The following is a 25,923-nucleotide window of genomic DNA, read 5'->3' as shown; positions in this document are numbered from 1 at the left end:
GATGGCCGAAGCGAAGACGCCCCGGCGACGGGGCTGGGGGGAAGGCTCCGTTCAGGAGTACGAGACGAAGGCCGGCAAGCGGTGGCTGATCGTCTACCCGTACAAGGACCCGCAGACCGGCCAGCGGAAGCAGGCGAAGCGCCGCGGCTTCACGTCGCCGACGAAGGCGGCCAGGGAGCTGCGCGCGAAGCTGGCCGAAGTCGCGGCCGGCACGCACCGGAAGCCGGTCCGGCTCACCTTCCGGGACTACGCCCTGACCAAGTGGTTGCCCTCCCGTACGCGCCGGGAGTCGACCAACGCCGGGTACCGCGACATCCTGGAGCAGTACGTCTTCCCGGTGATCGGCGGGAAGCAGCTTGACGAGATCACCTCTGGCGATCTGGAGCGCGTCTACGCCCGACTGCGGGCCTGGAAGTCGACCGCCCGGGGCCGGAAGGGTCAGCCGCTCTCGCTGGCCACGCAGGCGCAGGCTCACGCGATCCTGTCCACCGTGTTCGGCTACGCCGTGCGGAAGGGCGACATCGTGTCGAACCCGGCGCTCGCCGTCGACGACCCGCCCCGGGCCGGGAAGGTCGAGCGGTCCGTGTGGACCGTGGCACAGGCCGGCATCTTCCTGCGCGCCACCAGCTCCCACCGCCTCGCCGCGGCGTGGCGCCTGCTGCTCGCCACCGGCCTGCGCCGCGGGGAGCTGCTGGGGCTCACCTGGGACGCGGTGGACCTGGAGCGCGGGGAGCTGCGTGTCCGGCGGACGTGGATCGTCGTCAAGGGCGTGTGCCAGTGGTCGAAGCCCAAGACGGCCGCCGGTCACCGTACGGTGCCGCTCGACGGGGGGACGGTGGCCGCTCTGAGGGCCCACCGCGCGGCGCAGGCGGCCGAGCGCCTGCGGATCGGTGCCGGGTGGCAGGACAAGGATCAGCGCGTCTTCACGGACCCCGTGGGGGCGCCGCTGCACCCGGAGACGTTCTCGATGTGGTTCCGGGACCTGGCCACCGCGCACGGCCTGCCGCGGATCAGGCTGCATGAGCTGCGTCACACGTACGCCACGATGCAGCTGGAGACCGGGGAGAACGTCGTCACGGTGTCGGCTCTGCTCGGCCATGCCAACCCGGCGATCACCCGGAACATCTACCAGCACGTCCTCGACGAGACGGCCCGGAAGGCAAACGACAAGGTCGGGGCGCTGCTCGACGCCCCGACCCTCGGCACTGCTACCGGCTGATGTGACCGGGATGTGACCGCCCCCCTTGCGGTGCGGCAAGATGGGGGTATCTGACCTGCCTCACAACCCACGCCGGACGGTTTCTCTTGGCTGAGTTCATTTACACCATGCGCAAGGCGCGCAAGGCGCACGGCGACAAGGTGATTCTCGACGACGTCACCCTGAACTTCCTGCCGGGTGCCAAGATCGGCGTCGTCGGTCCGAACGGTGCCGGTAAGTCCACCGTCCTCAAGATCATGGCCGGGCTGGAGCAGCCGTCCAACGGCGACGCCTTCCTGACCCCCGGCTACAGCGTCGGCATCCTGCTGCAGGAGCCGCCGCTGAACGAGGAGAAGACCGTCCTGGAGAACGTCCAGGAGGGCGTCGCCGAGATCAAGGGCAAGCTCGACCGGTTCAACGAGATCGCCGAGCTGATGGCCACCGACTACTCGGACGCGCTCCTGGAGGAGATGGGCAAGCTCCAGGAGGAGCTCGACCACGCGGAGGCCTGGGACCTCGACGCCCAGCTCGAGCAGGCCATGGACGCCCTGGGCTGCCCGCCCGGCGACTGGCCCGTCACGAACCTCTCCGGTGGTGAGCGCCGCCGCGTCGCGCTGTGCAAGCTGCTGCTGGAGCAGCCCGACCTGCTGCTGCTCGACGAGCCCACCAACCACCTCGACGCCGAGTCCGTGAACTGGCTGGAGCAGCACCTGGCCAAGTACGCGGGCACCGTCGTGGCCATCACCCACGACCGGTACTTCCTGGACAACGTCGCCGAGTGGATCCTGGAGCTCGACCGCGGCCGCGCCTACCCCTACCAGGGCAACTACTCCACCTACCTGGAGACCAAGGCCGCCCGCCTCAAGGTCGAGGGCCAGAAGGACGCCAAGCGGCAGAAGCGCCTCAAGGAAGAGCTCGAGTGGGTGCGCTCCAACGCCAAGGGGCGCCAGGCCAAGTCCAAGGCGCGTCTGGCCCGCTACGAGGAGATGGCCGCCGAGGCCGACAAGATGCGGAAGCTGGACTTCGAGGAGATCCAGATCCCGCCGGGGCCGCGCCTGGGCAACGTCGTCGTCGAGGTGGAGAACCTCGGCAAGGCCTTCGGCGAGAAGGTCCTCATCGACGACCTCAGCTTCACGCTGCCGCGCAACGGCATCGTCGGCGTGATCGGCCCGAACGGCGCCGGCAAGACCACCCTGTTCAAGATGATCCAGGGACTGGAGCAGCCCGACTCCGGCAGCATCAAGGTCGGCGACACCGTCAAGATCTCCTACGTCGACCAGAGCCGCGAGAACATCGACCCGAAGAAGACGCTGTGGGAGGTCGTCTCCGACGGGCTCGACTACATCAACGTCGGCCAGGTCGAGATGCCGTCCCGGGCGTACGTGTCCGCGTTCGGCTTCAAGGGCCCGGACCAGCAGAAGCCGGCCGGCGTGCTCTCCGGCGGTGAGCGCAACCGCCTCAACCTGGCGCTCACCCTCAAGCAGGGCGGCAACCTGCTGCTCCTCGACGAGCCGACCAACGACCTCGACGTCGAGACCCTGTCGTCGCTGGAGAACGCGCTGCTGGAGTTCCCCGGCTGCGCCGTGGTCGTCTCCCACGACCGGTGGTTCCTGGACCGCGTCGCCACGCACATCCTCGCCTACGAGGGTGACTCCAAGTGGTTCTGGTTCGAGGGCAACTTCGAGTCGTACGAGAAGAACAAGGTCGAGCGGCTCGGCCCGGACGCGGCGCGCCCGCACCGTGCCACCTACAAGAAGCTGACCCGGGGCTGATCGATCTTGCGGTACACCTACCGCTGCCCGCTGCGCTGGGCGGACATGGACGCGTACGGCCACGTCAACAACGTGGTGTTCCTGCGCTACCTGGAGGAAGCCCGCATCGACTTCCTGTTCCGCCCGGACAAGGACTTCCAGCAGGGGTCCGTGGTGGCGCGCCACGAGATCGACTACAAGCGGCAGCTCGTCCACCGGCACGCGCCGGTGGACATCGAGCTGTGGGTCACGGAGATCAGGGCGGCGTCCTTCACGCTGGCCTACGAGGTCAAGGACGGCGACCAGATCTACGTCCGGGCCTCGACGGTGATCGTGCCGTTCGACTTCGAGGCGCAGCGGCCGCGCCGGATCACCGAGGAGGAGCGGGAGTTCCTCCGGGAGTACATGGACGACGCCGACGCCGACGGCGCCGACAGTGCCGAAAAGAGGAAGGCCGTCGCCGCATGACGGTGCTCCACCTCGCCGACGAGGGGGAGGCGGCGGATCTCGCCGCCTTCCTCTCCCGGCTGCTCCACTACGACCGCGGAGCCGCGGTGCGTCTGCAGGCGGCGGGGACCGCCCTCGCCGTCTTCGGCCGGCCGCCGTCCTTCGAGGTGCTGGCGGTCCGCGCGGTGCGGCTCGCCAAGCCGTACGAGAACGGGCTCGACGTCACGCTCGACGCGACGGTCTCCGCCGGTGAGCTGCTGGAGTCGGTGGACGAGCAGGCCGCCACGGCCGCGGTGCCGGCGGCGGTGACCGGCCCGCCGTGGGCGGGCGTGCTGCCGCCGCGCGGCGGCTGGCGGCCCGAGCCGGGACTCCCGGCGCCGGACGCCCTGCCGGCGCTGGTCGCCGCCGCGGTCGCCGAGTTCCGCTCCCGTACCCGGGAGCTGACGCCCGAGCGGCGCACCCGGGCCGAACTCGACCGGATCGGGCACGAGATCTGGTCCCGCACGGTCGGTGAGAGCGGCCTTCCGGTGCGGGCGGTGCACGCCGCCCAGTCGCTGGGTTTCCTGCGGCCCGCGGGCGGAGGCGGGGCGGAGCTGTTCTCCTCCGGCGCGTGGCTCCGGCTGCGCACGCCGTACGGGTCGGTCGCCGTACGCCGGGCGGGAGCGGGTGCGCTGGGTCTCAGCGTGCGCTGACCGTACGCCCCCGTCCCGGCCTCGGGCGAGGGCCGCCCCGGCCGCGGCCGGGGCGCCGGATCAGTCCGGGGTGTTCACCATCGAGGCCGCCGCGTACGTCAGGTAGTTCCACAGCGTCCGCTCGTGCTCCTCGGACAGGCCGAGTTCGTCCACGGCGACCCGCATGTGCTTCAGCCAGGCGTCGTGCGCCGCCCGGTCGACGGTGAAGGGGGCGTGCCGCATCCGCAGGCGGGGGTGGCCGCGGTTGTCGCTGTAGGTCGTCGGGCCGCCCCAGTACTGGATGAGGAACAGCGTCAGACGCTCCTCGGCCGGGCCGAGGTCCTCCTCCGGGTACATGGGCCGCAGGACCGGGTCCTCGGCGACTCCCTCGTAGAAACGGTGGACGAGCCGACGGAAGGTCTCCTCACCGCCGACCTGCTCGTAGAAGGTCTGCTCCTGAAGCGTGCCGCGCCGAATCTCTTTCACGCCGTCCATGGTCTCAGACGCCGGGACCGAGGACTGCGGGCTTAGGACCACCGGGACATGCGGGGGGACGGGACACCCGGGGTCCGGGGCACCCGAGGTCCGGGACACCCGAGGTCCGGGGCACCCGAGGTCCGGGACGCCGGAGCGGCCGCGCCCCCGCCGGCCGCTCGTACCGTGGAGACATGGACGGGCACGCGATCGACGAGGACGGCAGCGTCGGCGGCGACCTCACCGGCCTCGCCGCCGCCGCGCGGGCGGCGCTGGTGCGGGAGATCGACGCGAGTGGCGCCTGGGCCGCCGACCCCGTGTGGCGGGAGGTGTTCGCCGCGGTGCCGCGCCACCTCTTCGTGCCGTACTACTACGTCGTCACCGCCGGCGGCTACGAACGCCGGTGGGGCCAGAACCCCGATCCCCGGGCGCGCGAGCGGTGGCTGCGCGGCGTCTACGAGGACACCCCGCTGGCGACGCGGCTGCGCGACGGGGAACTGCTCTCCTCCAGCAGCCAGCCGTCCCTGATGGCGGCGATGCTGGCCGAGCTGCGGGTGGAGGACGGCGACCGGGTCCTGGAGATCGGCGCGGGCACCGGCTACAACGCCGCCCTGCTCGCCCACCGGCTGGGCGACGACGACCTGGTCACCACCGTCGACCTGGACCCGGAGATCACCGAGTCGGCCCGCCGGCACCTGGCCGCCGCCGGTCACCGCCCGGTCGTCGTCACCGCGGACGGCGCGCGCGGGGTGCCCGAACGCGCCCCCTTCGACCGGATCATCGCGACCTGCGCCCTGTCCTCGGTCCCGCGCGCCTGGCTCGCCCAGTGCCGCCCGGGCGGCCGGATCCTCACCCCGCTCGCCACCGGCCTGGCCGTGCTCACCGTGCACGACGCCGAGCACGCCGAGGGGCGTTTCCTGTCCACGCCCGCCTACTTCGTGCCGCTGCGCGGCCAGGGCCGGCCCGGGCCGGACGCGCCGGCCCTGGGCGGGGTGCCCCACCGGGCCGGGGAGAGCGACGCGTTCCGGTTCCTGCTGGCCCTGACCCGCGGCAGCCTCGACCCGCAGGAGGCGTACGCGCTGTGGGAGGGCGAGGGCATGCCGCAGCGGGAGCGCTACGGCATCACGGTCGGCGGCGGGCGCGAGTGGGCGTGGCTGGACGACCCGGAGGGGCCGTACGTCTGGCCCCTCCCGGCCTGAGCCGGACCTCAGCTCCTGCGAATCGTGATCGTCGTCCAGGCGCCCACGTGCACCCGGTCCCCGTCCTGCAGCGGTACCGGCACGAACGGCGTGATCGGCTCCTCCGAGCCGTTGACCGTGGTGCCGTTGGTGGAGTTCTGGTCGACGATCGCCCAGCTGCCGTCCGGCTGCTGGACCAGTACGGCGTGCTGGTGGGAGACGCCCGGGTCCTCCGGCGGCACCGACAGGTCGATGTCGGGGGTGTCGCCGGTGGAGTGCCGGCGCCGGCCGATGGTGACCTGGTTGCCGGTGAGCGTGCGCTGCTGCTCGGGCGAGTACGCGGGCAGGTTCAGGCCCGCGGCCTCCGGGCCGGAGCGCTGCATCATCGCCATGAAGTACTCGCGGTCCGGGCCGATCGTGGCCGTCCAGGTCGCCGGCTGCCGCGGCTGCTGGGGTTGCTGCGGGAAGCCGCCGGGGCCGGGAGGGGCCTGGGTGGTGCCGGGCGGCGGGAAGCCGTAGCCGCCGCCGTGACCGGGACCGGGGCCGTGCGGACCGCCGGGGCCGCCGGGACCGCCGGGGCCGCCGGGACCGGTGGACGACGGCGGGGAGATCACCCAGTCGTCGTCACCGCCGCCGTAGGGCGGGCCGCCCGGCTGCGGGCGCCGGGTCTCCTGCGGGAACCCGGGCGGGGCCGGCGGGCCGGACTGCTGGAACCCGTGCGGACCGCCCCCGGGCCCGCCGGGTCCGGGCGGCGGCGGACCCGGCCGCGACGGGTCGGCACCGAATCCGTGCGGCCCCTGCGGGCCGGGCCGGCCGGAGGGCTCCGAGGGGTCGCCGCCGAAGGGCGGGCCCGGCGGGATCGGCTCGGCCGGCCGGTTCACCTGCGAAGGGCGGGAGCCCTGGTACTCGTAGGGGTCACCGCCGCCGTAGGACGGGGCCGGGCCCGGCTGCTGCTGGAAGCGCACGCCCGGGCCGGGCGCCGGCGGGCGCGGCGCGGCGGGGGTGTAGGAGGTCGCCGTGTTGGTCAGGAAGTTCCACCGGCACTCCTCGCAGAAGGGCGCACCGCCCTCGCGGGGCGTGCGGCACTGCGGGCACAGCTCCGGCTCGGCGGACCGGTGCGGGGGCCCGCCGGGACCACCGCCGGGGCCCCCGGGACCGCCCTGCCCACCGGGGCCGCCGGGCGGCGGGAAGCCGTAGCCGCCGGGCGGGGGCGGCGGGGGAGGAGGCGGGGGCACGGCACCCGCCATGCGGTGACCACAGACCTCGCACCAGTCGTCGGAACCCGACTGGTGTCCGTTCGGGCAGGTCGGCATGTCGGCGCTTCCCCCTCTCCTCTCCGGTCGCGTCGACCGGGTTTCTCCCACCCCGAGGGGCCGGGCTCGTCGTTGTTCCAGGGTCCGTCTGGCTCTGTCTACGTCACTTCTTCACGCGAACGGTCTTGGTGGACCGGGTCTCGAGCGTCATCTCGTCGGCCTCCTCGACCTTCGCCTTCAGTCGCACAGTACCTGTCGCGGCATCGACCACGTCCACCACCTTCGCAAGCAGTTTCGCAGTATCCGCGTTGCCGGACGCGCCGGCGAGCTGGACGGCCCGGCCCAGTTTGGCCGTCGCTCCGTCGATATCTCCCGCTTTGCGCAGATCGAGCCCTTGCTGGATGGCCCGTGCCAGTTCGGCTTGCCCGGTGTAGTGGGCGACCTGGGGGTTGATCGAGGTGGAGGCGGCCAGGTCGTCGGTCCACACGGCCCGGACCAGGCCCTGCGCGCCGAGGTTCCGGACGCCGCCGTCGGGCTGCGGGACGACCAGGGAGACACGGGCGGCGAGCATCTCCTGCCCGAGGCCCGCGGGCGGCACCTCCACGCAGAGGTGGTAGTCGCGGGACTCGTCCCCCCAGGAACCCAGGGGGTAGTCGCCGGCGCGCGGACCCGCCTCGGTGCGGCGGCCGGTCAGGTCCTCGACGGTGGGCGCGACCTGCTTGACGAACCTCACAGTGGTGCCCACCGGCGTCCACAGCCGCAGGGAGACGTCCGCGACCTCCTTGCCCATCGCCGTCTCCATCATCCGCGTGAAGTCGGCGGCGAGACCGGCCGGGTCGGCCACGATGTCGGCGGTGCCGAGCAGGGCGGAGGCGATCCCTGTGACTTCTTTCACTTCCCAGTCGGTGCCCACGCCGCGCGCGTCGCAGGTGAACCGGCCGGCGCACGCGTCGAGGGCGGCCCTGAGGGCCTCCGGCGACTCGTGCTCGTTGCGGCCGTCGGTGAGCAGGATGCCGTGCCGGATGGTGACGTCCGCGCCGGACAGCAGGCGGTCGGCCAGCCGCAGCCAGGTGCCGATGGCCGTGCCGCCGCTCGCACCGAGCGTGCGCAGCGCCTGTTTGGCCTGGCCGCGGGTGGTGGCGTCGGCGACCGCGAGGCGCCCGCCGCCCGGGTAGACCTCCTTGGCCTCGTGCGTGCCGCCGATCACCGCGAAGTGCACGCCGTCGCGCAGGGTGTCGATCGCGGCGGCCGTGGCGTCCCGGGCGTTGCGCATCTTGGCCGGCGGGTAGTCCATCGACCCCGAGCAGTCGACCATGAGGGCGACGGCGGCGGAGGGGCCCCGGCCCGGCGCGTGGAGGCGGGGCGCCGCGACCGCGCTCCCGAGCGTGCCGCCCCCGGTCGCGGTCACCGTGACGACGGCGTTGACCTCACGGCCGCCCTCCGGCAGGTACTCGTTCTGGTAGACGTCCACCGAGAACTGCGGCACGTTCGGCTTCGAGAAAATGGCCATGCCTGCTTCGATCCCCCTGGGAAGCGCCCCGCCGGAGCAGGGCGGCGACGGTGTGCGGACCGGTCCCCTCCGGTCCGCTGAGGCGTCCCCGTACGCGGCCTCAGGCCGATCCTGCCCCCTGCGGCAGGGCGGGGAACGGCACGACGGCCACTGTTACGTTGTCGTGGCCCCCGCCGTCCAGGGCGTGGCCGACCAGCACCCGCGCGCCGTGCAGCGGGCGCGCGGCGGCGTCCGGGGGCACCGCGGCGGCCATCTCCTCGGCCGCCTCGGCGTAGTTCCACAGGCCGTCCGTGCACACCACCACCACACCCGGCCGGTCGGGCTTGAAGGACGCGGTGTGGGGATCCAGTTCGTAGGCGTCCGCGCCGAGCCAGCCGGTGATGGCGTGGGCGCGTTCGTCGGCGTACGCCTCGGCCTCGCTCATCAGGCCCGCGGCGACCATCTGCGCGGCCCACGAGTCGTCCTCGGTGAGCCGGGCCGGGGGCGCGCCGCGGTCCGCCGGCACCCAGTAGACGCGGCTGTCGCCGACCCAGCCGACGACCAGCAGGCCGCCCGCCACCACGGCGCCGACCAGGGTGCAGGCCGGGGCGTTCTGGTGCGGGGCGTGCTCCTGCGCGGTGGCCGGCTCGCCGGCCAGGGAGTCGACGGCGCGGGCGGCGGCGACGATCGCGTCGTGCATGGCCTGCTGCGGGTGCGTGCCCCGCTCCAGGGCGGCCAGCAGCGACTCCCCGGCCGCCTGCGACGCCGCGTGCGAGGCCTCGTCGGGGCGGGTCGCCGAGGACACGCCGTCGCAGACGATCGCCACGGAGGCGGGGGAGCCGTCGGGCAGCGCGGTGCAGCCGATGGCGAACGCGTCCTCGTTGCGGTGGTGGCGCAGGCCGCGGTCGCTGACCGCGGCGACCGGGCCGCACTCCTGCTCCATGTGGTCCCGTTCGCGCGGCTGGGCGTGGCCGCAGTTCTCGCAGTAGCCGTCGGCGTCGACGCGGCCCGCGCGGCAGGCGACGCAGACGGTGCCGCCCGCCGCGGCGGGCGGCACCGCCGGCCCGGCGGCCACCCGCGGGTCCGGGGCCTGGAGCGGGTACTCGTCGGGCTGTTCCGGGTGCGCGCCGGGCCGGGCCGCGGGTGCGGCGGGCTGTTCCGGGTGCGCGCCGTGCGCGGGCTCCTGCTGCGGCGGCCGGTCGAAGCGCACCCCCGGGGCCGCGGGCGCCGGAGCGCCGGAGTGCGGCGGTACGGAGGCGTCCGCGGGCGGGGGGACCGGCGGGGCCGGGGGCCGCGGCGGGAGCGGGGGAGGAGGCACCGGTGCGCCCGGCAGCGGCGGTACGGGGGGCACCGGGGCGCCCTGCGCCGGGGCTGGGGCCGGGGTGTGCCCGGCGTCCGGCGGGTACGGCTGTCGCGGCGCGGCACCCGGCGGGACCGGGACCTGCGGCGGGACCGGAGGCGGTGCCTGCGGGGGCAGGGCGGGGCCGCCCGGGGCCGCTCCCGGCAGGTGCGCCGGGGCGGGCGCTCCGAAGCCGGCCGGGCCGGCGGCGCTCCACGGCGCACCGGCGGGTGGCGGTGACGGCTCGGGGCCTTCGCCGCCCGGCGAGCCCGCGGGCGCCGGGCCGTTCATGGCGATCGTCGGGTCGTCCTCCGGTCGTGCGGGCACCGCGGACAGGTCGTATCCACAGGCACCGCAGAAGCGGTCGCCCGACTCGAGGGGTTCCTCGCAGTTCGGGCAGGCGGACAGCCGGGGCATCTGCGACATCAACTACACCCACGTCCGGGGGCGGTAACGATTGGCACGTTCCACCAGGTCGATCCTCTCCTCGCCGCCCCGTGCGAGCCGGGCCAGCGTGCGGTACGAACGTTCCAGGCCGAAACGCAGCCCCCGCTCGTCCAGGCCGCTGCCGAGCAGCGTCCGTCCCCCGGCGGCGGTGGGGGCGGAACCCTGGCCACCGGAGAGTACCCAGTCCAGCGCGCTGCCGAGGACTTCGGTGGCCAACTGCTCGCGGCGCGCCGGGTCCAGACCGTACGCCTCCAGCGCCTCCACCTGAGCGGCGGCGGCCGTCAGGTCGTCCAGGAACGGTCCGTCACCGGCCGCGGCGGTGCGCTGCCGCAGCCGCGCCCGGACGGCGGCCACGCGTGCGGCCGTGTAGTGGATGGACGACTCCGGCACCGACTCCAGCGTCCGTACGGCGCCCCGCCGGTCGCCGGTCGCGAGCTGGACGCGGGCCAGGCCGAACGCGGCGCCGACATGGCTCGGGTCGGTCGCCCACACCAGCCGGTAGTACTCGGCGGCGTTGTCGGGCTGCCCCAGCACCTCCGCGCACAGGCCGAGCGCCAGCTTGGGCGCGATCTCGCCGGGGAAGGCGTCGTAGACCGCGTCGAAGGCGAGGGCGGCGCCCTCGTGGTCACCGGTGACCAGGGCGGCCACGCCCCGGTACCAGACCACCCGCCAGTCGTCGGGCCGCTCCGTCTCCAGCGTCACCAGCGCCCGCAGCGCGGCGTCCGGGTCGTCCGTCTCCAGCAGGGCCCGGATCCGCCGCAGCCGGGTCTCCACCGACGGGGCCGCAACGGCCGCGAGGACGCCGAGCAGCTCGGCCGGCGCGGACGTCGTCAGGCCCGCCAGGAAACCCGCGTCGGGGTCGGACGGGTCCACCCGGGGAACGGGCAGGGCCAGGGCGGCGGCGGGAGCGCGGACGGCCGCGACCAGGCCCCGCGCGCCGCCGGCGGGGGCCGGGGAGCCGGCGGGCGGGGACGCGGCCGCTCCTGTCCCGCCGCGCACCGCCCGCGCCCCCAGCCGCGACACCTCACCGTCCAGATTCGGGAACAACTCCGTGTCGGCCGGCCGCAGTTCGGGCCCGAACAGGGTGGACAGGGCGGGCCGGGCGCGCCCTGTCCGGACCGACACCACCTCGCGCAGCACACCCGTCAGCTGCTCGCTCATCTCCTGCGCGGAGGCGAACCGGCGCGCCGGGTCGGGGTCGGTGGCGCGCACCAGGAGGCGGTAGAAGGACTCGTACCGCCGGAAGACCTCGATGTGGTCGGGGTCGGGCAGGGAGGCGGCGTAGACGTTCGTGTAGCCCTGGAAGTCGAAGGTGAGGACGGCGAGCGTGCGGCCGACCGTGTACAGGTCGGACGCCACCGACGGGCCGGCCTCGGCGACCTCGGGCGCCTGGTAGCCGACCGTGCCGTAGACGGCCGACTCGTCGTCGTCCGTGCGGCGCACCGCGCCCATGTCGATCAGCTTGAGCTGGTCCTCGGTCTGGATGGCGTTGTCGACCTTGAAGTCGCAGTACAGCAGGTTGCGGCCGTGCAGGTGGCCGAGCGCCTCCAGCGCCTCGATGCCGTACGCGCAGGCCTGCTCCACCGGCAGCGGGTCGCGCCGGCCGTCCGGGGCGCGGCGGGCGTGGGCGATCTCCTTCAGCGACTTGCCGCCGACGTACTCCATGACGATGTAGCCGTCGAGGGAGCCGGTGCGCTGGTCGAGGTGCTCGACGAAGTTGTAGATCCGCACGATGTTGGCGTGCTCGATCTCCGCGAGGAAGCGCCGCTCGGAGATCGCGGCGGCCATCGCGTCCTGGTCGCCGGTGTCCAGCAGGCCCTTGAGGACCACCCAGCGGTCGGAGACCGCCCGGTCGACGGCGAGGTAGATCCAGCCCAGGCCGCCGTGCGCCAGACAGCCCACCACCTCGTACTGCCCGTGCACGACGTCCCCGGCCCTCAGCTTCGGCACGAAGGAGTACGGGTGGCCGCACTCGGTGCAGAAGCCCTCCGTGCGCCCGGGACGGCCGGCACGGGAGCGGCCCACCGGCGCGCCGCAGTCCGCGCGCGAGCAGAACCGCTTGCGCTCGGGCACCTCGGGGTCGTCCAGCACCATCGCGCGCGGGTCGGGCCGCGGGATCGGCGGGACCTGCACCAGCCCCGCGCCCAGGCGCCCGCGGGCCGAGGAGGCGGCGGTCGAGCCGGAGCTGCGCACCGACACCGAGCGGCCCGTGGACGCGCCCGGCAGCGACCGCGACAGCCGCCCCGACACCGAGCGCCGCGACTTCGCCGACGTACGCGAACCGCGGCTGCCGGAGCGGGAGCTGCCGCTTCCCGCCGAGCCGCGCGGATCCCCGCCGCCGGCGGCCACCCCGGCCGGTGACGGGCCGGCCGCGCCGTGCGCGGCGACGACCGGGGCGAGACCGCAGGTGTCGCAGTACAGCTCGCCGCCGCCCACGTCCTCGTACGTGCCGCCGCAGCCCGGCCGCTGGCAGGTGTGCCGCGCCCGGCCGGACGCGGGTGCGGGACTCTCCGCCTGACTCATGGGACTGCCTCCCCCTCGCTCCCCCTCGTCGCTCACGCGCCGGGCCCCGGCCGGTCGCCGGGCGCGCCCTGCCCGGGCACCCGCGGTGCGGAGCCGAGCAGTTCGGCGGCCGCCTGCTGGTAGCGCAGCACGGCCTGTTCGGCGGCGCGCAGGTCGCAGGGCGCGCTCCAGAGCATGCGGCGCGCCTTCTCGTACCGCTCCACCAGCAGCGGGTCCTGCGCGAGCCCGTGCCGGGCGACCTTCGCCCGGTACGCGTCGAGGCGGCCGCGCAGCTCGGCGCGGACCGCCAGGGGCGCGGTGACCGCGGTCAACGACTCGCGGGCGCGCATCAGTTCGTCCTCCGCCTTCTGCTCCAGGGACTCCAGCAGCGGGGACAGGCGGTGCCACTGGGCGTGTCTGCGGTACTCGGCGGCCGTCGCCAGCTGCTCCTGCAGCGCGGTCGGCGGCCCGCTGACCACCGGCACCTCCGTCGCGGCGATCTTCGCCAGGACCTCGCCGCGCGCGGTGCGCGCCTCGGCGAGCGTACGGTCCGCGCGGGACAGCAGGTCCCGCAGCTTCACGATCCGCTTCTCGGCGTCCTGGCGCACCGTCAGTACGGCGTCGACCTCGCGGCGCACGTCTTCCAGGGCGCGCGCCTCCCGGTCGTACACCGTCGTGTCCGGCCTGCCGCCGCCCGGGGCCGAACTGCCCTCGGCGGGCACCCAGAACGCCAGCGGGTCGGAGACGACCTGCTCGCGCAGCTTCGTCAGGGTGCGCGTGATGCGCTCCAGGTCGTCGCCGGCCGGGTGCTCACCGGGGCGCACGCCCACCGAGTGGGCGAGCTGCCGGGTCCGCTGGAGCTCGGCGGCGAGTAAATCGATGCGGGCGGGCAGCGCCGACCAGACCGCGTCGGCGGCGACGACCATGTCGAGCGAGCGCGCGTACAGCTCGTTCATGCGGTCGACCAGGGTGGTGAGGGAGTAGCGCTCGCTGAGCCTGCCCCGGCCGCCGTCGAGGGTGGGGGCGTCGGCGGTCGCGGCCGCCGATCCCGCGACCGTGACGGACTCGCCGCACAGCAGTTCCGTCAGCTCCGCCAGGTCCTCGCGGCTGGACCAGCGGCGCCGGGCGCGGATCTCCCGCGCGGTGCGCAGCGCGGCCGTGTACGCGTCGAAGTACGTCCACAGCAGCGTGATCGACGCCTCCGTGGCCGCCCAGCGCTCCCTGGTGACGCCGGTGAGCTCGGCGCCCTCGAGCAGTCTGCGGCCCGCGTGGTCCTGCAGGGCCAGCAGCGACGTCTCGATCGCCTCGTGCTCCGCGCCGAGCCGCGCCAGCGCACGGTCCACCTCGTCCCGGTCCATCACCGGCCCGGTGGATCCCGTGACGCCCATCGATCACCTCTCGCTGCTGTGTCGTGTTCCGGTGGTTGCCGGGTTGCGGTGTCCGTGTCTTCCGGTCGGTCTGTCGTCCTCGCTCGGTCTGTCGTCCTCGCTCGGTCCGTCGTCCTCGCTCGGTTCCTCGTCCGGCCGGTCGCCGTCCGGCCGGTGGTGCGTCAGCTCCCGCGCAGGTACTGCGGCGCGGGCGGTCGCGACCTCGCCGCGTCCTTGCCCAGTGTCGCCGACAGCCACCTGTCGTACGACGCCTGCCAGCCGTTCGCGTCGTCCTCGCGGTAGCGCGTCAGGATCCGGTTGACCCGGCGCACCAGATCGTCCGCGTCCTTCCTCATCGCCACCCCGTAGTAGTCGGTCGTGAAGGGCTCGCCCTTGAGCTCGACCGTCGGGTCCTGCGCGGCCTGGCTCGCGGCGAGCGCGCCGTCGGTGACCACGGCGTCGACCTCGCCGAGCTGGAGCCGCACCAGGCAGTCGAGCTGGTTGGGGACGGTGGTGGAGAGGTCGGCGGAGGCGGGCAGGCCGCCGGTCCTGCGGTCCTCCACCAGTGTGCCGTTCGCGGTCGAACCCTGCGCCGTGCAGATCCTCTTGCCCGCGAGCGTGTCGTCGTAGCCCGTGACGTCCGAGGACTTGGGGGCCAGTACCTGCTGGCCGGTCCTGAAGTAGGGCGCGGAGAAGGCGACTTCCTCCAGGCGCCTGCAGGAGATCGTCATCGTGCGGACGACCATGTCGACCCGGCCCTGCCGGATCGCGGGGATGCGCTGGTCGGTGGGGATGGCCTTGAACTGCACCGCGTCCGGGTCGCCGAGTATGTCCTCGGCGATGCGGTGGACGAGGTCGATGTCGAAGCCCTCGAGCTTTCCGGACGGGCCGCCGTTGGGGTCGCGGTAGCCCCAGCGGTAGCTGTTCTGGTCGACGCCGACGACCAGTTTGCGCTTCCCGCCCGCACGGTTCCTGATCGCCCTGATGGTGTCGCCGTCCGCGGAGGACGGCGCGAGGGTCCGCTTCTCCGGTGCCGTGCAGTCGTCCTCCGCCCTCGCCTGGGCGCCCCGGACCGCCGCGGCGCCCCCGGCGTTCCCGGCGCCCCCGGCGTCCGCGCCGTCCGCGCCGTCCGCGGTGCGGGCACCGGCCGGCGGCAGCAGCGCGACGGCCGGCACCAGGGCGCACACGGCCGCCGCGGCGACCACACCGCCCCAGCGCCTCGGGCCGCCCGGCCGCACACCTCGTGCGTACATCCCCACGCCCCCTCTCACCGGTACTCCGACAGCCTGCGCCCGATGCCGAGGACCGCGCCGGCCGCGCCCAGCACGGCGAGGACGGCCGCGCCGGCCGGCAGGCCGGTCATCGCCTCCAGGCCGTCACGGGCCGCCAGTTCGAACTCCCGCTCCTCGTGGGCGAGCGCCTCGGCGAGGCTGCCGTCGACGCCGTCGAAGCACTCGCCGGTCGCGCCCCGCGCGCCGATCACCCTGTCCAGCGCGGCCTGGTAGTCGCCGTTCTCGTCCTGGGCGCGGGCCGAGGCGTGGCGTTTCTTCCACTCCGTCATGTTGCCGACGGCCGCGGTGACCGGCTCGCGGCCGGCGCTGTCGTCGGCGAGTTCGGCCGCCTCGGCCAGGCTCCTGCCGAGGGTGTCGATGTCCCGCTGGAAGTCGTGGTCGTAGGCGTCGTAGGTCCGCTTGCCCACGGTCCTGGTCTGCGCGCCGCGCGCCACCAGCGTCAGGTTCTCGTTGCCGCGGGCCTTGAGGGAGGCGATGCGGGCGTCGTGCAGGACGTTCAGGGAGCGCACGCCGTGGTCGTAGGAGTCGTTCAGGCCGGCGCGGGCGACGCCGTGGCCGGCGAGGAGCCAGAGCAGGGCGGCTGCGGTGGCGGCGGTGGCGGCGACCAGGCCGTGGTTCAGGACCCGGTTGGTGCGCAGGTAGGTGCGGCGCTGGGCCCAGGCCAGGGCGGCGAGCGCGGCGGCGCCGAGGACGATGGCCGCCCAGGGGCGGAGGGTGGCGTCCGCGTAGTCCGCGCGCAGGCGCTGGTTCTCCTTCTTGTAGAGGTCCTCCGCCGCCGGGAGCATGTCCTGCTGCATCTTCTCGTTGGCGTAGCGCAGGTAGGCGCCGCCGACGGGGAAGCCCTGGCGGTTGTACGTGCGGGCGCGTTCGACCAGGCCCTTGTACTCCGGGAGGAGCCGGTTGAGCCGGGTGACGGTCGCCGTCGAGGGGGAGCCGGGCCGCGCGTTGGCGGCGGCGTTGACGAGTTTCGCGGCGGCCGTGCGGATGCCCCTCTCGTAGCGGTCGCGGGAGGCCTCGGTCTCCTGTCCGCCGGCCAGGAAGCCGCTGGAGACGGCGGTGTTGGCGTCGGCGAGGGAGCGGTAGATGTCGGCGGCGTCGGAGCTGAGGGGCCGGCTGCTGTGCAGGACGGCGTCGGCGGCGGCCGCGCGGCCGGCGGTCTGCCAGGCGGTGACGGCGCCGAACGCGAGGACGAGGAGGGCGAGGACGGCACCGATGACGCGCAGGCGGCCCGGTTCGGTGGTGGCGGCGGCGCGGAGGCGGTCGGTGCCCTCGGCGAACGCGGTGCGGCGCGGAGGCGGCGGTGCGGGCGCGGTGGCCGGCAGGCGAGGGCCCGGTGGCGAGGCGCTGCCCGTCGGCGTCCGAGTCACTGCTGACCTCCCCCATGGCCGTCCGTCGACGCAAGTATCGCTGCCGGGACCGGCATCCGCACCGGCCTTGGCCCGATCTTGATCCGATCGACGCTCCGGACCCCCTGCCCTTGAATACGCTGCGGGAATCTGTTCGGTTCCCGCGCACCCGCGGGGCCCGGCGGCGCCCCGCGCACCCGCGGCCGGCGTCATGCTCCGTAGTGCGCCCGTACCCGCTCCTGCGCCCCCGCGTCCGCTCCCAGCCGGTCCAGTCCCAGCAGCGCCGCGCCCAGGACCGGACGTGCCGTCACCACCCGGGGGACCGCCCTGGGGGCCCGGTCGGTGAGCAGCGCGCGGATGCGGCCGGTCAGACGGGGATGCCGGGCGGCGAGGACCCCGCCGCCCAGCAGCACCGGGGTCTCCTCGTCCAGGAGGTCCAGCCGGGTCAGCGCCACCGTCGCCATGGCCACCACCTCCTCGGCCTGGCGGTCGACGATCGCGCGGGCGACGGGGTCGCCCCGGGCCGCGGTGGCGAACAGGACGGGCGTCAGTTCGTGGCGCCGCAGGGGGTCGACGCGGCCCAGGTGCAGGGCCTCGACGAGGGCGTACATGGTGGGCAGCCGGAAGTGGGCGGGAAGGGCGCGGGCGAGGTCCGTGGGCGCGCCGCGGCCGTCCTCGGCGCGGCAGGCGTGCCACAGGGCCTCCTCCGCCAGGCCCCAGCCGCCGCCCCAGTCGCCGGAGACGCGGCCGAGCGCGGGGAAACGGGCGGTGCGGCCGTCGGGGCGCATGCCGACGCAGTTGATGCCGGCGCCGCACACGACGGCGACCCCGCGGGGTTCGGTGACGCCCGCCCGCAGGACGGCGAAGGTGTCGTTGCGGACGTCGACGGTCGCGCCCCACGCGCGCGCGTGCAGCGCCGCCGCCAGCCGCTGCTCCTCGACGGGGAAGTCGGCGTTGGCCAGGCAGGCCGAGACGTGGTCGACCGCGGTGACACCGGCGGCGGCGAAGGCCCCGGTGACCGCTTCGGCGAGCGTGTCGACGGCCGCCTCGACGCCCACGGCGGGCGGGCGGAAGCCGCCGCCGCGGGCCGTGGCCAGGACGCTCCCGTCGGCCGCCACGACCGCGACGTCGGTCTTGCTGTTCCCCGCGTCGACGGCGAGGACCAAGGCCGTCACGCCCACGCGAGGTACTCCCGGTTGTGTGCGATCAGCCGGTCGGTGAGGGTGCCGGCGTACTCGTACTGGCCGACGAGGGGGTGGGCGAGGAGGGCCTTGAAGACGCGGTCGCGTCCGCCGTGCAGGGCGGCCCGCAGCGCCAGTTCCTCGTACGCCGCCACGTTCGCCACGAGGCCCGCGAACAGGGGGTCGAGGGGTGGTACGGGCAGGGGGACCGCGCCCTTCGGGCCGACCGCCGCCTGGACCTCGATCACCGCGTCGTCGGGGAGGAAGGGGAGCGTGCCCCCGTTGCGGGTGTTCACCACCTGGCAGGGGCTGCCGGTGCCGCTCAGCAGGGCCGCCGCCAGGTCCACCGCCGCCTCCGAGTAGTAGGCGCCGCCGCGCCGGGACAGCAGGGCCGGTTTCTCGTCCAGGGAGGGGTCCGCGTACAGGGTCAGCAGCTCCCGTTCCATGCGGGCCACCTCGGCCGCCCGGGAGGGCTTGGTGCGCAGCTCCCGTACGACCTCGTCGTGCGCGTAGTAGTAGCGCAGGTAGTAGGAGGGGACCGCGCCCAGGCGGTCCAGGAGGGGGCGGGGCAGGCGCAGGTCGGCGGCGATCGCCTCGCCGTGGCCGGCCAGCAGCCCGGGCAGGACGTCCTCGCCCCCGGGGCCGCCCAGGCGCACGCCCGTCTCCCAGGTCAGGTGGTTGAGGCCCACGTGGTCCAGGTGGAGGCCGGCGGGGGCCGTGCCGAGCAGGGCGGCGAACCGGCGCTGGAAGCCGATCGCCACGTTGCACAGGCCGACCGCCCGGTGCCCGGCCTGGAGCAGGGCGCGGGTCACGATGCCGACCGGGTTGGTGAAGTCGACGATCCACGCGCCGGGGTTGCGCAGGCGGACGCGTTCGGCGATGTCCAGGACGACCGGGACGGTGCGCAGGGCCTTGGCCAGGCCGCCGGCGCCGGTGGTCTCCTGGCCCACGCAGCCGCACTCCAGGGGCCAGGTCTCGTCCTGCTCGCGGGCCGCCTGGCCGCCGACGCGCAGTTGCAGCAGGACCGCGTCCGCGCCGTCGACCGCCGCGTCCAGGTCGTCGGTGGTCAGGATCCGGCCGTCGTGGCCCTGCCGGGCGAAGATGCGGCGGGCCAGTCCGCCCACCAGCTCCAGGCGGTCCTTCGCCGGGTCCATAAGGACGAGTTCGTCGAGGGGGAGGGCGTCCCTCAGACGGGCGAGACCGTCGGCCAGTTCGGGGGTGTAGGTCGACCCTGCGCCGACCACGGTGAGCTTCATGCCGTCAACCCTTCACTCCGGTGAGCGCGACACCCTGGACGAACGTCTTCCGGGCGGGGAAGAACACGAGGATCAGGAGGCCGTCACCGGAACGGCGGCGCCGGCCCGCGGAACGGTGGCGCCGGTCCGCGACCGGCCGGTGCGCGCGGGGACGAGGACGCGGAGCGACGCGGGGGCGGCGGCCGCGGCGGCGGTTGTCGGGCACGGCGGACTCTCCGGGGGACGGCGGGGGTGTGCGGAACACGGGTGCCGGTGCGGGCGGGGGCACGGCGGCCGGGCCGGACCCGGTGGTCAGCGGGAGGTGTCGAAGACCTCGTCGCGGGTGGCGGCCAGCGCGCTCTCCAGCGCGCCGCGCAGCACGGGGTCTTCACGGACGCCGCCCACCACGAGCCGCGGGCGGGAGGCGGCCAGTTCCTCCAGTTCGGCCTGCACGAGGGCGCGCAGCGGCTCGCCGCCCGAGGTGAGCAGGGCGCCGCTGAGGACGACGAGTTCGGGGTCCAGGACGCAGACCAGGGCGGCGAGACCGGTCGCCAGCCTGGTCGCGTAGGTCTCCAGCAGCCGCCGGTGCCGGTCGTCGTCCCGGGCGGCGGCCCGTGCGAGGAGGGCGGCGGCGACCTCGGCGTACGGGCCCCGGGGGATGTCCTCGACGCCCAGTTCGCGGGCCAGCCGCGGGACGGCCTGGGAGCCGGCCAGCTCCTGGTAGCCGCCGCTGTTGGCCTTGGTGACGTGGCGGACCAGGGGCGTGCCCGGCACGGGCAGGAAGCCGACCTCGCCGGCGCCTCCCGTCCAGCCGCGGTGCAGCCGGCCGCCGAGGACCAGGGCGGCGCCCAGGCCCCCCTCGTTCCACAGCAGCACGAAGTCCGCGTGTCCGCGGGCCGCGCCCAGGCGCTGCTCGGCGAGGGCGACGAGGTTGACGTCGTTGTCGTACTCGACCGGCATCGGCAGGGCGGCGGCGAGTTCGTCGAGCAGGGCGGGGGAGTGCCAGCCCGGCAGGTGGGAGGCGTAGCGCAGCCGGCCGGTGCGGGGGTCGAAGGCGCCGGGCGTGCCGATGACGAGGCGGTGGACGTCGGCGCGGGCCAGGCCCGCCGCCTTCACCGCGCCGTCCAGGGCGTCGGTGACCTGCCGGAGGACGGGGGTGCCGGTGCGCCTGCCGGGGGTGGGCAGTTCGTACCGGCCCACCGTGCGGCCGGTGACGTCGGCCACGGCGGCCAGGACGCGGTCGGGGGTGACGTCGAGCCCGGCGGCGTACGCGGCGGCCGGATTGACCTCGTAGAGCTGGGCGTTGGGTCCCGGGCGGCCCTCGGTGGTGCTGGTGGCCAGCACGAGTCCGGCCGCCTCCAGGCGGGCCAGGAGCTGGGAGGCGGTCGGTTTCGACAGGCCGGTGAGCTTGCCGATCCGCGTGCGGGACAGCGGGCCGTGCTCCAGCAGGAGGTCGAGCGCGGCACGGTCGTTCATGGCGCGCAGGACGCGCGGGGTGCCCGGCGTGCCGGCGGTTCCTGCCACGGGGTCGCCACCTGCCTCTGGTCGGCCGCCGGTCTCTCGGCGGCGGGGGACGGGCGTCCTTCCGGGACCGGCCCCGGACACATACTGTTAGGAAAGTTTCCTATTCTGCGGGGGAAACGTATGCCCGCTGCCGGGCGGGCGTCAAGAGGGGCGGCCCGGGCGACGGGGCCGCCGCCCCGGACACGCCAGGGGCGGCATCCGGGACCGGTCCGGATGCCGCCCCTGGCGTGGTGGTCACTTCGCGGCGCTCGGCGGGGTCAGCGGGGAGGCCGCCGCCGACTGCGGGGATCCCGTGTTCGCGTACACCGACGGGGGCGCGACCGCCGCGGTCGGATCGGGAGCCGGGTCCTCCTGCGCCGTGGCCGTGGCGCCGCCGACGATCTGGATGTCCGCCGCGTCGAACGCCCGCTTGATGCGCCAGCGCAGTTCGCGCTCGACGGTCAGGGACTTGCCCGGCATCGTCTTGGCCGAGACGCGCACCACCATCGAGTCCAGCAGGACCGAGTCCAGGCCGAGGACCTCGATCGGGCTCCACAGGAGCTCGTTCCAGGGCTCCTCCTTGCCCATCTTCTCGGCGACCTCGTCGAGGGTCGCCTTCACGCGGTCCAGGTCCTCGTCCGCGCGCACGGTGACGTCCACGTTGGCCGTCGCCCAGCCCTGGGAGAGGTTGCCGATGCGCTTGACCTCGCCGTTGCGGACGTACCAGATCTCGCCGTTGTCGCCGCGCAGCTTGGTCACGCGCAGGCCGACCTCGATCACCTCGCCGGAGGCGACGCCCGAGTCGATCGTGTCGCCGACGCCGTACTGGTCCTCCAGGATCATGAAGACGCCGGAGAGGAAGTCCGTGACCAGGTTGCGCGCGCCGAAACCGATCGCCACGCCCGCGACACCGGCCGAGGCCAGCAGCGGCGCCAGGTTGATCTGGAACGTGCCGAGCACCATCAGCGCGGCCGTGCCGACGATCAGGAAGCTCGCCACCGAGCGCAGCACCGAGCCGATCGCCTGCGAGCGCTGGCGGCGGCGCTCGGCGTTGACCAGCAGGCCGCCGAGCGCGGTGCCGTCCACCGCCTGGACGGTGCGGTTCATACGGTCTATCAGCTTGGTGATGGACCGCCGCACCACGACTCTGAGCACCGCCGCTATCACCAGGATCAGCAGCACCCGAAGGCCGATCGCCAGCCAGGTCGACCAGTTCTGCTCGACCCAGCTGGCGGCGTTCGTGGCGCTCTCCTGGGCGTCCTGGAGCGAGGGAACGGCCGGCGCCAGGCTCTCGGAGGGAGACGGCGACGGCGAGGCCCCGACGGCCAGTAGGACGGCGGACAAGGACACGGCAGGTACCTCCAGGTGCAGCGGTCTGCCCCGGTGCGGTGGTCGGGGTGGTCTGGGTCACGGAAAGGTCACCGGACGGGCAGAACCACCACACTAACGGGGCATTGTGTGTGCGACCGCCCGATCTGTGAAGGAGAGACCGGACTCACCCGGGCTTGAACAGGCCATGGTCCGGGGGATGTATCGGATGTGGTCGAAAACACTCTCAGCCCGTTACCGGGACATGGTGGCGCTTCCACCAGGCATGAGGGGAGACTGACTACGGATCGTCCCGGCGCGAGCCACGCGCCGCCGGCGTACAAGGAGGCATCCGTGCCGCATGTCCTGGTCCTCAACGCGTCGTACGAGCCGCTCGGCGTCGTACCGCTCCGCCGCGCGCTCGTCCTCGTCCTCGAGAACAAGGCCGTCTGCCTCGAGGAGTCCGGCGCCCATCTGCACAGCGCGACCGTCACAGTCCCCGCACCCAGCGTGGTCCGGCTCAAGCGATTCGTCCGGGTTCCCTATCGGGGGCCCGTTCCTTTGACCCGCCGGGCGCTGTTCGCCCGCGACGGGGGCCGGTGCATGTACTGCGGTGGCGTCGCAACCAGCGTCGACCACGTCGTCCCGCGCAGCCGCGGGGGCAAGCACGTCTGGGACAACGTGGTGGCGTCCTGCCGCCGCTGCAATCACGTCAAGGCCGACCGGCACCTGGTGGAACTGGGCTGGCGGCTGCGCCACAAACCCGCCCCGCCCACCGGACTGGCCTGGCGCATCATCGGCACCGGCCACCGGGACCCGCGCTGGCTGCCCTACCTGCAGCCGTTCGGCGCGGACGACGCACTGGCCCGGATCGACGGCATCTCCGCCTGACGACGGTCCGGGCCCTCGCCCTGCCCGTACGGCCGTGGTCCCGCCCCCGCGGCGGTGATCCCCGCCGCTACGGAGGCGAGCCGGCCCCGGGGATCCCCCTTCCGGTCCCCGGGGCCGGCCGGTCCCGCCGCGCTCACGCGCAGCGCAGCTCCGCCGGTCCCGCCGCGCTCACGCGCAGCGCAGCTCCGCCGGGCGCGCCGAGCGGTGCAGCAGCGGCAGGGAGGCGGCCGCCGCCAGCAGGCACGCCGCGTAGACCGCGACGGGCACCAGCGGCAACGCCCACGGCACGGACCAGCCGCCGCCGACGAGCGAGGCGTAGCCGGTCCCGATCACCGCGCCCCCGGCGCCCGCCAGCAGCACCGCCGGCGCCAGCGGCAGCGCGGTCTCCAGCAGCAGCGCCCGGCCGAGCACCGCGCGCGGCACTCCGGCGGCGGCCTGCGCGGCCAGGCCCCGGCGGCGGGTGGCCAGGGACTCGGCGGTGCCGACGGCGAGACCGGACAGCGTGATGACGAGGCCCACCGCGATGGCGGCGGCCGTCAGATCGAGGCCGGTGGTGTAGAAGGCCCGGTTCCCGGACAGGTGCCCCTGCGAGTCCAGCGACTGCAGCAGCGCGTGCCGGACGCCCAGGAAGCCGGTCCCCACGACGGTCACCAGCAGCACCGCCGCGTGCGTACGGGCCGCCGCCCACGGGTCGTCGCGCAGCCGCTCCGCCGCGATCAGCGTCGCCGCCGACCGGGCCCGGGTCCCCAGCAGCCGCCCGGTGAGCTTCGCCGTGGCCCCGCAGAGCCGGACCGCGCCCGCGCCCGCCACGAGGGCCAGGCCGAGCACCGTCAAAGGGAGCTTTCCGTCGGGCCGGTGGGGTGCGCCCGCGGACGTGGCCGTCACCGCGAGCAGCGCCACCACCCCGATCAGCAGCACCCCCGCCAGGAACGCCAGTGCCGGCCCCCGCCCCGTGCGCGGACCCACGCGGCGCACCCAGCCGAGCGGTGAGGCCACCACCCGGCGCAGCGCCAGCGCGCCCGTCGCCGCGCCCAGCGCCGGCACCGCGACGGTGACCAGCGCGATCCCCGCCCAGGTCAGTGCCGTCGGCCGGTCCCACAGCCGCAGCAGGACCAGCACGGAGACGACGGCGGCGAGCACCGAGCCGAGCAGGCAGGCCGGCCCCGTCTCCAGCGCGGCGATCCGCCGCACCCGCCAGGGCGACGCCCCGGCCAGGCGCAGCCCCGCCAGCCGCCGGTCGCGGTGCACGGCCCCGATGCGGGCGCACTGCCCGAGGAACCCGAACACCGGGACCAGCAGGAGCAGCAGGCCGACGATCACCCCGGCGCGCGTGCCGGGCGCGTCCAGCAGACCGGCGGCCAGGGACACGCCGACACTGCCTCGCACCGAGGCCAGCGTGACGGCCGCGAGCGCGAGACCGGTGGCGAGGGCCGCGCCCGTCGCCGTGAGCGTGATCCGCCACCACTCCCCGCGGTCGGAGCCGCGGGTCAGCCGCCAGGCCAGACGCAGATCGGCCGGCAGGGACCTCATGCCGTCACCCCCAGCGGCTCCACGGCGCCGTCCCGCAGCCGCACTTCCCGGTCCGCGTACGCCGCGACCTGCGCGTCGTGCGTGATCACCAGGACCGCCGTGCCCGACTCGCGGGCCGTGTGCGTCAGGGCCGTCATCACCTGCTCGCCCGCCAGCGAGTCCAGCGCCCCCGTCGGCTCGTCCGCGAAGACCACCTTCGGGCCGGTGACCAGGGCCCGGGCCAGCGCGGCACGCTGGGCCTGGCCGCCGCTCATCTCGCCCGGCCGCAGGTCCTCCTGGCCGCGCACCCCGAACCGCTCCAGCCACCGCGCGGCCCGCGCCCGGGCCTCGCTCCGGGCGGCGCCGCCCAGCATCAGAGGCAGCGCGACGTTGTCGAGCGCCGTCAGTTCGGGGATGAGCTGCCCGAACTGGAACACCAGGCCGAACTCGGTGCGGCGCAGCTCGCTCAACCGCTTCTCGGACAACTTCTCCAGCCGCTCACCCCCGTACGTCACCGAACCGCTGTCCGGGCGGACGATCCCGGTCAGGCAGTGCAGCAGCGTCGACTTGCCGCTGCCGCTCGCGCCGGTCACGGCGAGGACCTCGCCCGGGTACAGGTCGGCCGAGGCACCGCGCAGGGCCTGGGTCCTGCCGTATCTCTTGGCCAGGTCACGGGCCGCCAGGAGCGGCACTGGGCTGTTCATGCTGCGTCGACCTCCGCGGTCAGGTGGGTGAGCCGGGCCGCCGTCGTGGTCATCCAGCGGAGGTCGGCGTCGAGGTGGTTGAGGGCGAAGTCCGCCGAGAGCACGGTCGCCAGGTCGGCGCCCGGGGCGGACTTCAGTGCCGTGAGCTGGCGCATCCGCTCCATGTGGGCGGCGCGCTGGGCCCGCAGATAGGCCTCCGGGTCGCCGCCCGCCAGGATCGAGACGACGACCTTGGCGAAGATCTCGTTCGTCACGAAGGGCGCCGGCGGGGCGATCTCGGCCGCCCACCGCGCCAGCTCGCGCGCGCCCGCGTCGGTCGAGCGGTACAGCGTGCGCTCCGGGCCGCCGTCCGAGTCGGTGCCCTCCACTTGTGCGAGGCCGTCCCGGACCAGGCGCTGCAGGGTCGTGTAGACCTGCCCGTAGGCCAGTGGACGGGCCTGCGGGAAGCGTTCGTCGTGGCGTCGCTTGAGGTCGTAGCCGTGGCTCGGACCCGAGGCGAGCAGCCCCAGCAGGATGTGGCGGGTGCTCATGGAGATCATTATGCACTCGATACATGTACTGAGTGAATAGTGGGGCGGGGAAATCCTCGTCCCGGCAGGTCGGACCCGTGCTCGCGCCGGCCGTACCCCGCGCGCCGCGTACGGGGCGCCGCCCGCCACCAGCAGCGCCAGGGGGCGGCGCAGCGCCGGGCCGGCCGTGCGTGCGGCCGGCCCGCGTGCCGGTCGCACAGCGCGCCGTCGCCGCCGGGTCCCCCTCCTTCTCGCGTCGGCCTGGCGCAGCGCCGCGTCCGGGCCCCCTCGTCCTTCTCGCGTCGGCCCCCACGGGGCGGAACCGTCCC

Annotated in this window: 21 protein-coding genes; 6 read left to right on the top strand and 15 right to left on the bottom strand. The window is 74.8% G+C overall.

The window, feature by feature from the left end; genetic code table 11:
- Position 1 precedes the first annotated feature (1 nt).
- From AB0L29_RS08135 to AB0L29_RS08120, 4 genes are all read left to right on the top strand, one after another.
- Complete coding sequence (locus AB0L29_RS08135; RefSeq protein ID WP_365824572.1) at positions 2-1,219, top strand: tyrosine-type recombinase/integrase; 1,218 nt, start codon at positions 2-4, stop codon at positions 1,217-1,219.
- Between the two features lie 86 nt (positions 1,220-1,305).
- Positions 1,306-2,970 carry an energy-dependent translational throttle protein EttA gene (gene ettA, locus AB0L29_RS08130; protein WP_365824570.1) on the top strand — a complete coding sequence of 555 codons (1,665 nt, stop codon included), beginning with the start codon at positions 1,306-1,308 and terminating at the stop codon, positions 2,968-2,970.
- Positions 2,971-2,976: 6 nt separating this feature from the next.
- Positions 2,977-3,417 (top strand): thioesterase family protein, encoded by a 441-nt coding sequence (locus AB0L29_RS08125; RefSeq protein WP_365824568.1) that lies wholly within the window; start codon positions 2,977-2,979, stop codon positions 3,415-3,417.
- Positions 3,414-4,088, top strand: coding sequence for a hypothetical protein (locus tag AB0L29_RS08120; protein WP_365824566.1), 675 nt, complete (start codon positions 3,414-3,416; stop codon positions 4,086-4,088). Before AB0L29_RS08125 ends, AB0L29_RS08120 begins: the two co-directional genes overlap by 4 nt.
- Positions 4,089-4,148: 60 nt before the next feature.
- Here AB0L29_RS08120 and AB0L29_RS08115 read toward each other — a convergent pair whose 3' ends face one another.
- Entirely contained in the window at positions 4,149-4,562 is a 414-nt protein-coding gene (locus AB0L29_RS08115; protein WP_365824564.1) for a globin, read from the bottom strand.
- Between the two features lie 173 nt (positions 4,563-4,735).
- Between AB0L29_RS08115 and AB0L29_RS08110 the strand changes: the two genes are divergently transcribed.
- Positions 4,736-5,740 (top strand): methyltransferase domain-containing protein, encoded by a 1,005-nt coding sequence (locus tag AB0L29_RS08110; RefSeq protein ID WP_365824562.1) that lies wholly within the window; start codon positions 4,736-4,738, stop codon positions 5,738-5,740.
- An 8-nt stretch (positions 5,741-5,748) separates the two neighbouring features.
- On the opposite strand, the gene AB0L29_RS08105 is transcribed toward AB0L29_RS08110, so the two are convergent.
- The 11 genes from AB0L29_RS08105 to AB0L29_RS08055 form a co-directional block, all read right to left on the bottom strand.
- Complete coding sequence (locus tag AB0L29_RS08105) at positions 5,749-7,032, bottom strand: FHA domain-containing protein (RefSeq protein WP_365824560.1); 1,284 nt, start codon at positions 7,030-7,032, stop codon at positions 5,749-5,751.
- A gap of 103 nt (positions 7,033-7,135) precedes the next feature.
- Positions 7,136-8,482, bottom strand: coding sequence for a VWA domain-containing protein (locus AB0L29_RS08100; RefSeq protein WP_365824558.1), 1,347 nt, complete (start codon positions 8,480-8,482; stop codon positions 7,136-7,138).
- A 100-nt stretch (positions 8,483-8,582) separates the two neighbouring features.
- Positions 8,583-10,226, bottom strand: coding sequence for a protein phosphatase 2C domain-containing protein (locus AB0L29_RS08095; protein ID WP_365824556.1), 1,644 nt, complete (start codon positions 10,224-10,226; stop codon positions 8,583-8,585).
- A gap of 3 nt (positions 10,227-10,229) precedes the next feature.
- Positions 10,230-12,770, bottom strand: coding sequence for a tetratricopeptide repeat protein (locus AB0L29_RS08090; RefSeq protein ID WP_365824554.1), 2,541 nt, complete (start codon positions 12,768-12,770; stop codon positions 10,230-10,232).
- 32 nt (positions 12,771-12,802) lie between these two features.
- Entirely contained in the window at positions 12,803-14,137 is a 1,335-nt protein-coding gene (locus AB0L29_RS08085; RefSeq protein WP_365824552.1) for a hypothetical protein, read from the bottom strand.
- Between the two features lie 161 nt (positions 14,138-14,298).
- Positions 14,299-15,369 (bottom strand): glutamate ABC transporter substrate-binding protein, encoded by a 1,071-nt coding sequence (locus AB0L29_RS08080; protein ID WP_365824550.1) that lies wholly within the window; start codon positions 15,367-15,369, stop codon positions 14,299-14,301.
- Positions 15,370-15,383: 14 nt separating this feature from the next.
- Positions 15,384-16,775 (bottom strand): hypothetical protein, encoded by a 1,392-nt coding sequence (locus AB0L29_RS08075; protein WP_365824548.1) that lies wholly within the window; start codon positions 16,773-16,775, stop codon positions 15,384-15,386.
- A 188-nt stretch (positions 16,776-16,963) separates the two neighbouring features.
- Positions 16,964-17,935: a BadF/BadG/BcrA/BcrD ATPase family protein gene (locus AB0L29_RS08070; RefSeq protein WP_365824546.1), complete on the bottom strand. Its 972-nt coding sequence runs from the start codon at positions 17,933-17,935 to the stop codon at positions 16,964-16,966.
- Complete coding sequence (locus AB0L29_RS08065) at positions 17,926-19,191, bottom strand: 6-phospho-beta-glucosidase (protein WP_365824544.1); 1,266 nt, start codon at positions 19,189-19,191, stop codon at positions 17,926-17,928. The genes AB0L29_RS08070 and AB0L29_RS08065 overlap by 10 nt, the downstream gene beginning before the upstream one ends.
- Positions 19,192-19,482: 291 nt before the next feature.
- Positions 19,483-20,694, bottom strand: coding sequence for an ROK family transcriptional regulator (locus tag AB0L29_RS08060; RefSeq protein WP_365824542.1), 1,212 nt, complete (start codon positions 20,692-20,694; stop codon positions 19,483-19,485).
- Between the two features lie 234 nt (positions 20,695-20,928).
- A complete protein-coding gene (locus AB0L29_RS08055) occupies positions 20,929-22,023 on the bottom strand; it encodes a mechanosensitive ion channel family protein (RefSeq protein WP_365824540.1) in 1,095 nt (364 codons plus the stop codon).
- A 312-nt stretch (positions 22,024-22,335) separates the two neighbouring features.
- Here AB0L29_RS08055 and AB0L29_RS08050 point away from each other — a divergent pair, with 312 nt between their 5' ends.
- On the top strand, positions 22,336-22,872 hold the full coding sequence (locus tag AB0L29_RS08050; protein ID WP_365824538.1) for an HNH endonuclease: 537 nt from the start codon (positions 22,336-22,338) through the stop codon (positions 22,870-22,872).
- A gap of 168 nt (positions 22,873-23,040) precedes the next feature.
- Here AB0L29_RS08050 and AB0L29_RS08045 read toward each other — a convergent pair whose 3' ends face one another.
- Genes AB0L29_RS08045 through AB0L29_RS08035 form a run of 3 tightly spaced genes read right to left on the bottom strand, consistent with a single transcriptional unit; the run spans position 23,041 to position 25,615 of the window.
- Positions 23,041-24,402: an FtsX-like permease family protein gene (locus AB0L29_RS08045; protein WP_365824536.1), complete on the bottom strand. Its 1,362-nt coding sequence runs from the start codon at positions 24,400-24,402 to the stop codon at positions 23,041-23,043.
- Positions 24,399-25,085: an ABC transporter ATP-binding protein gene (locus AB0L29_RS08040; protein ID WP_365824534.1), complete on the bottom strand. Its 687-nt coding sequence runs from the start codon at positions 25,083-25,085 to the stop codon at positions 24,399-24,401. Before AB0L29_RS08040 ends, AB0L29_RS08045 begins: the two co-directional genes overlap by 4 nt.
- Entirely contained in the window at positions 25,082-25,615 is a 534-nt protein-coding gene (locus AB0L29_RS08035) for a PadR family transcriptional regulator (RefSeq protein ID WP_365824532.1), read from the bottom strand. The genes AB0L29_RS08040 and AB0L29_RS08035 overlap by 4 nt, the downstream gene beginning before the upstream one ends.
- Positions 25,616-25,923: the final 308 nt, after the last annotated feature.

The sequence above is a fragment of the Streptomyces sp. NPDC052701 genome, from assembly GCF_040678355.1.
In the GTDB taxonomy this organism is placed as follows: Bacteria; Actinomycetota; Actinomycetes; order Streptomycetales; family Streptomycetaceae; genus Streptomyces.
The sequence above is the reverse complement of the archived record's forward strand: the minus strand, read 5'-3'. Positions and strand labels throughout refer to the sequence as shown.

Bases quoted from the DNA above. Each gene is read 5' to 3' on its own strand.
- AB0L29_RS08080 (WP_365824550.1), bottom strand. From the start codon at position 15,369: ATGTACGCACGAGGTGTGCGGCCGGGCGGCCCGAGGCGCTGGGGCGGT.
- AB0L29_RS08110 (WP_365824562.1), top strand. From the start codon at position 4,736: ATGGACGGGCACGCGATCGACGAGGACGGCAGCGTCGGCGGCGACCTC.
- AB0L29_RS08035 (WP_365824532.1), bottom strand. From the start codon at position 25,615: ATGAGCACCCGCCACATCCTGCTGGGGCTGCTCGCCTCGGGTCCGAGC.
- AB0L29_RS08045 (WP_365824536.1), bottom strand. From the start codon at position 24,402: ATGAGGTCCCTGCCGGCCGATCTGCGTCTGGCCTGGCGGCTGACCCGC.
- AB0L29_RS08100 (WP_365824558.1), bottom strand. From the start codon at position 8,482: ATGGCCATTTTCTCGAAGCCGAACGTGCCGCAGTTCTCGGTGGACGTC.
- AB0L29_RS08065 (WP_365824544.1), bottom strand. From the start codon at position 19,191: ATGAAGCTCACCGTGGTCGGCGCAGGGTCGACCTACACCCCCGAACTG.
- AB0L29_RS08095 (WP_365824556.1), bottom strand. From the start codon at position 10,226: ATGTCGCAGATGCCCCGGCTGTCCGCCTGCCCGAACTGCGAGGAACCC.
- AB0L29_RS08120 (WP_365824566.1), top strand. From the start codon at position 3,414: ATGACGGTGCTCCACCTCGCCGACGAGGGGGAGGCGGCGGATCTCGCC.
- AB0L29_RS08040 (WP_365824534.1), bottom strand. From the start codon at position 25,085: ATGAACAGCCCAGTGCCGCTCCTGGCGGCCCGTGACCTGGCCAAGAGA.
- AB0L29_RS08115 (WP_365824564.1), bottom strand. From the start codon at position 4,562: ATGGACGGCGTGAAAGAGATTCGGCGCGGCACGCTTCAGGAGCAGACC.
- AB0L29_RS08090 (WP_365824554.1), bottom strand. From the start codon at position 12,770: ATGAGTCAGGCGGAGAGTCCCGCACCCGCGTCCGGCCGGGCGCGGCAC.
- AB0L29_RS08105 (WP_365824560.1), bottom strand. From the start codon at position 7,032: ATGCCGACCTGCCCGAACGGACACCAGTCGGGTTCCGACGACTGGTGC.
- AB0L29_RS08135 (WP_365824572.1), top strand. From the start codon at position 2: ATGGCCGAAGCGAAGACGCCCCGGCGACGGGGCTGGGGGGAAGGCTCC.
- AB0L29_RS08085 (WP_365824552.1), bottom strand. From the start codon at position 14,137: ATGGGCGTCACGGGATCCACCGGGCCGGTGATGGACCGGGACGAGGTG.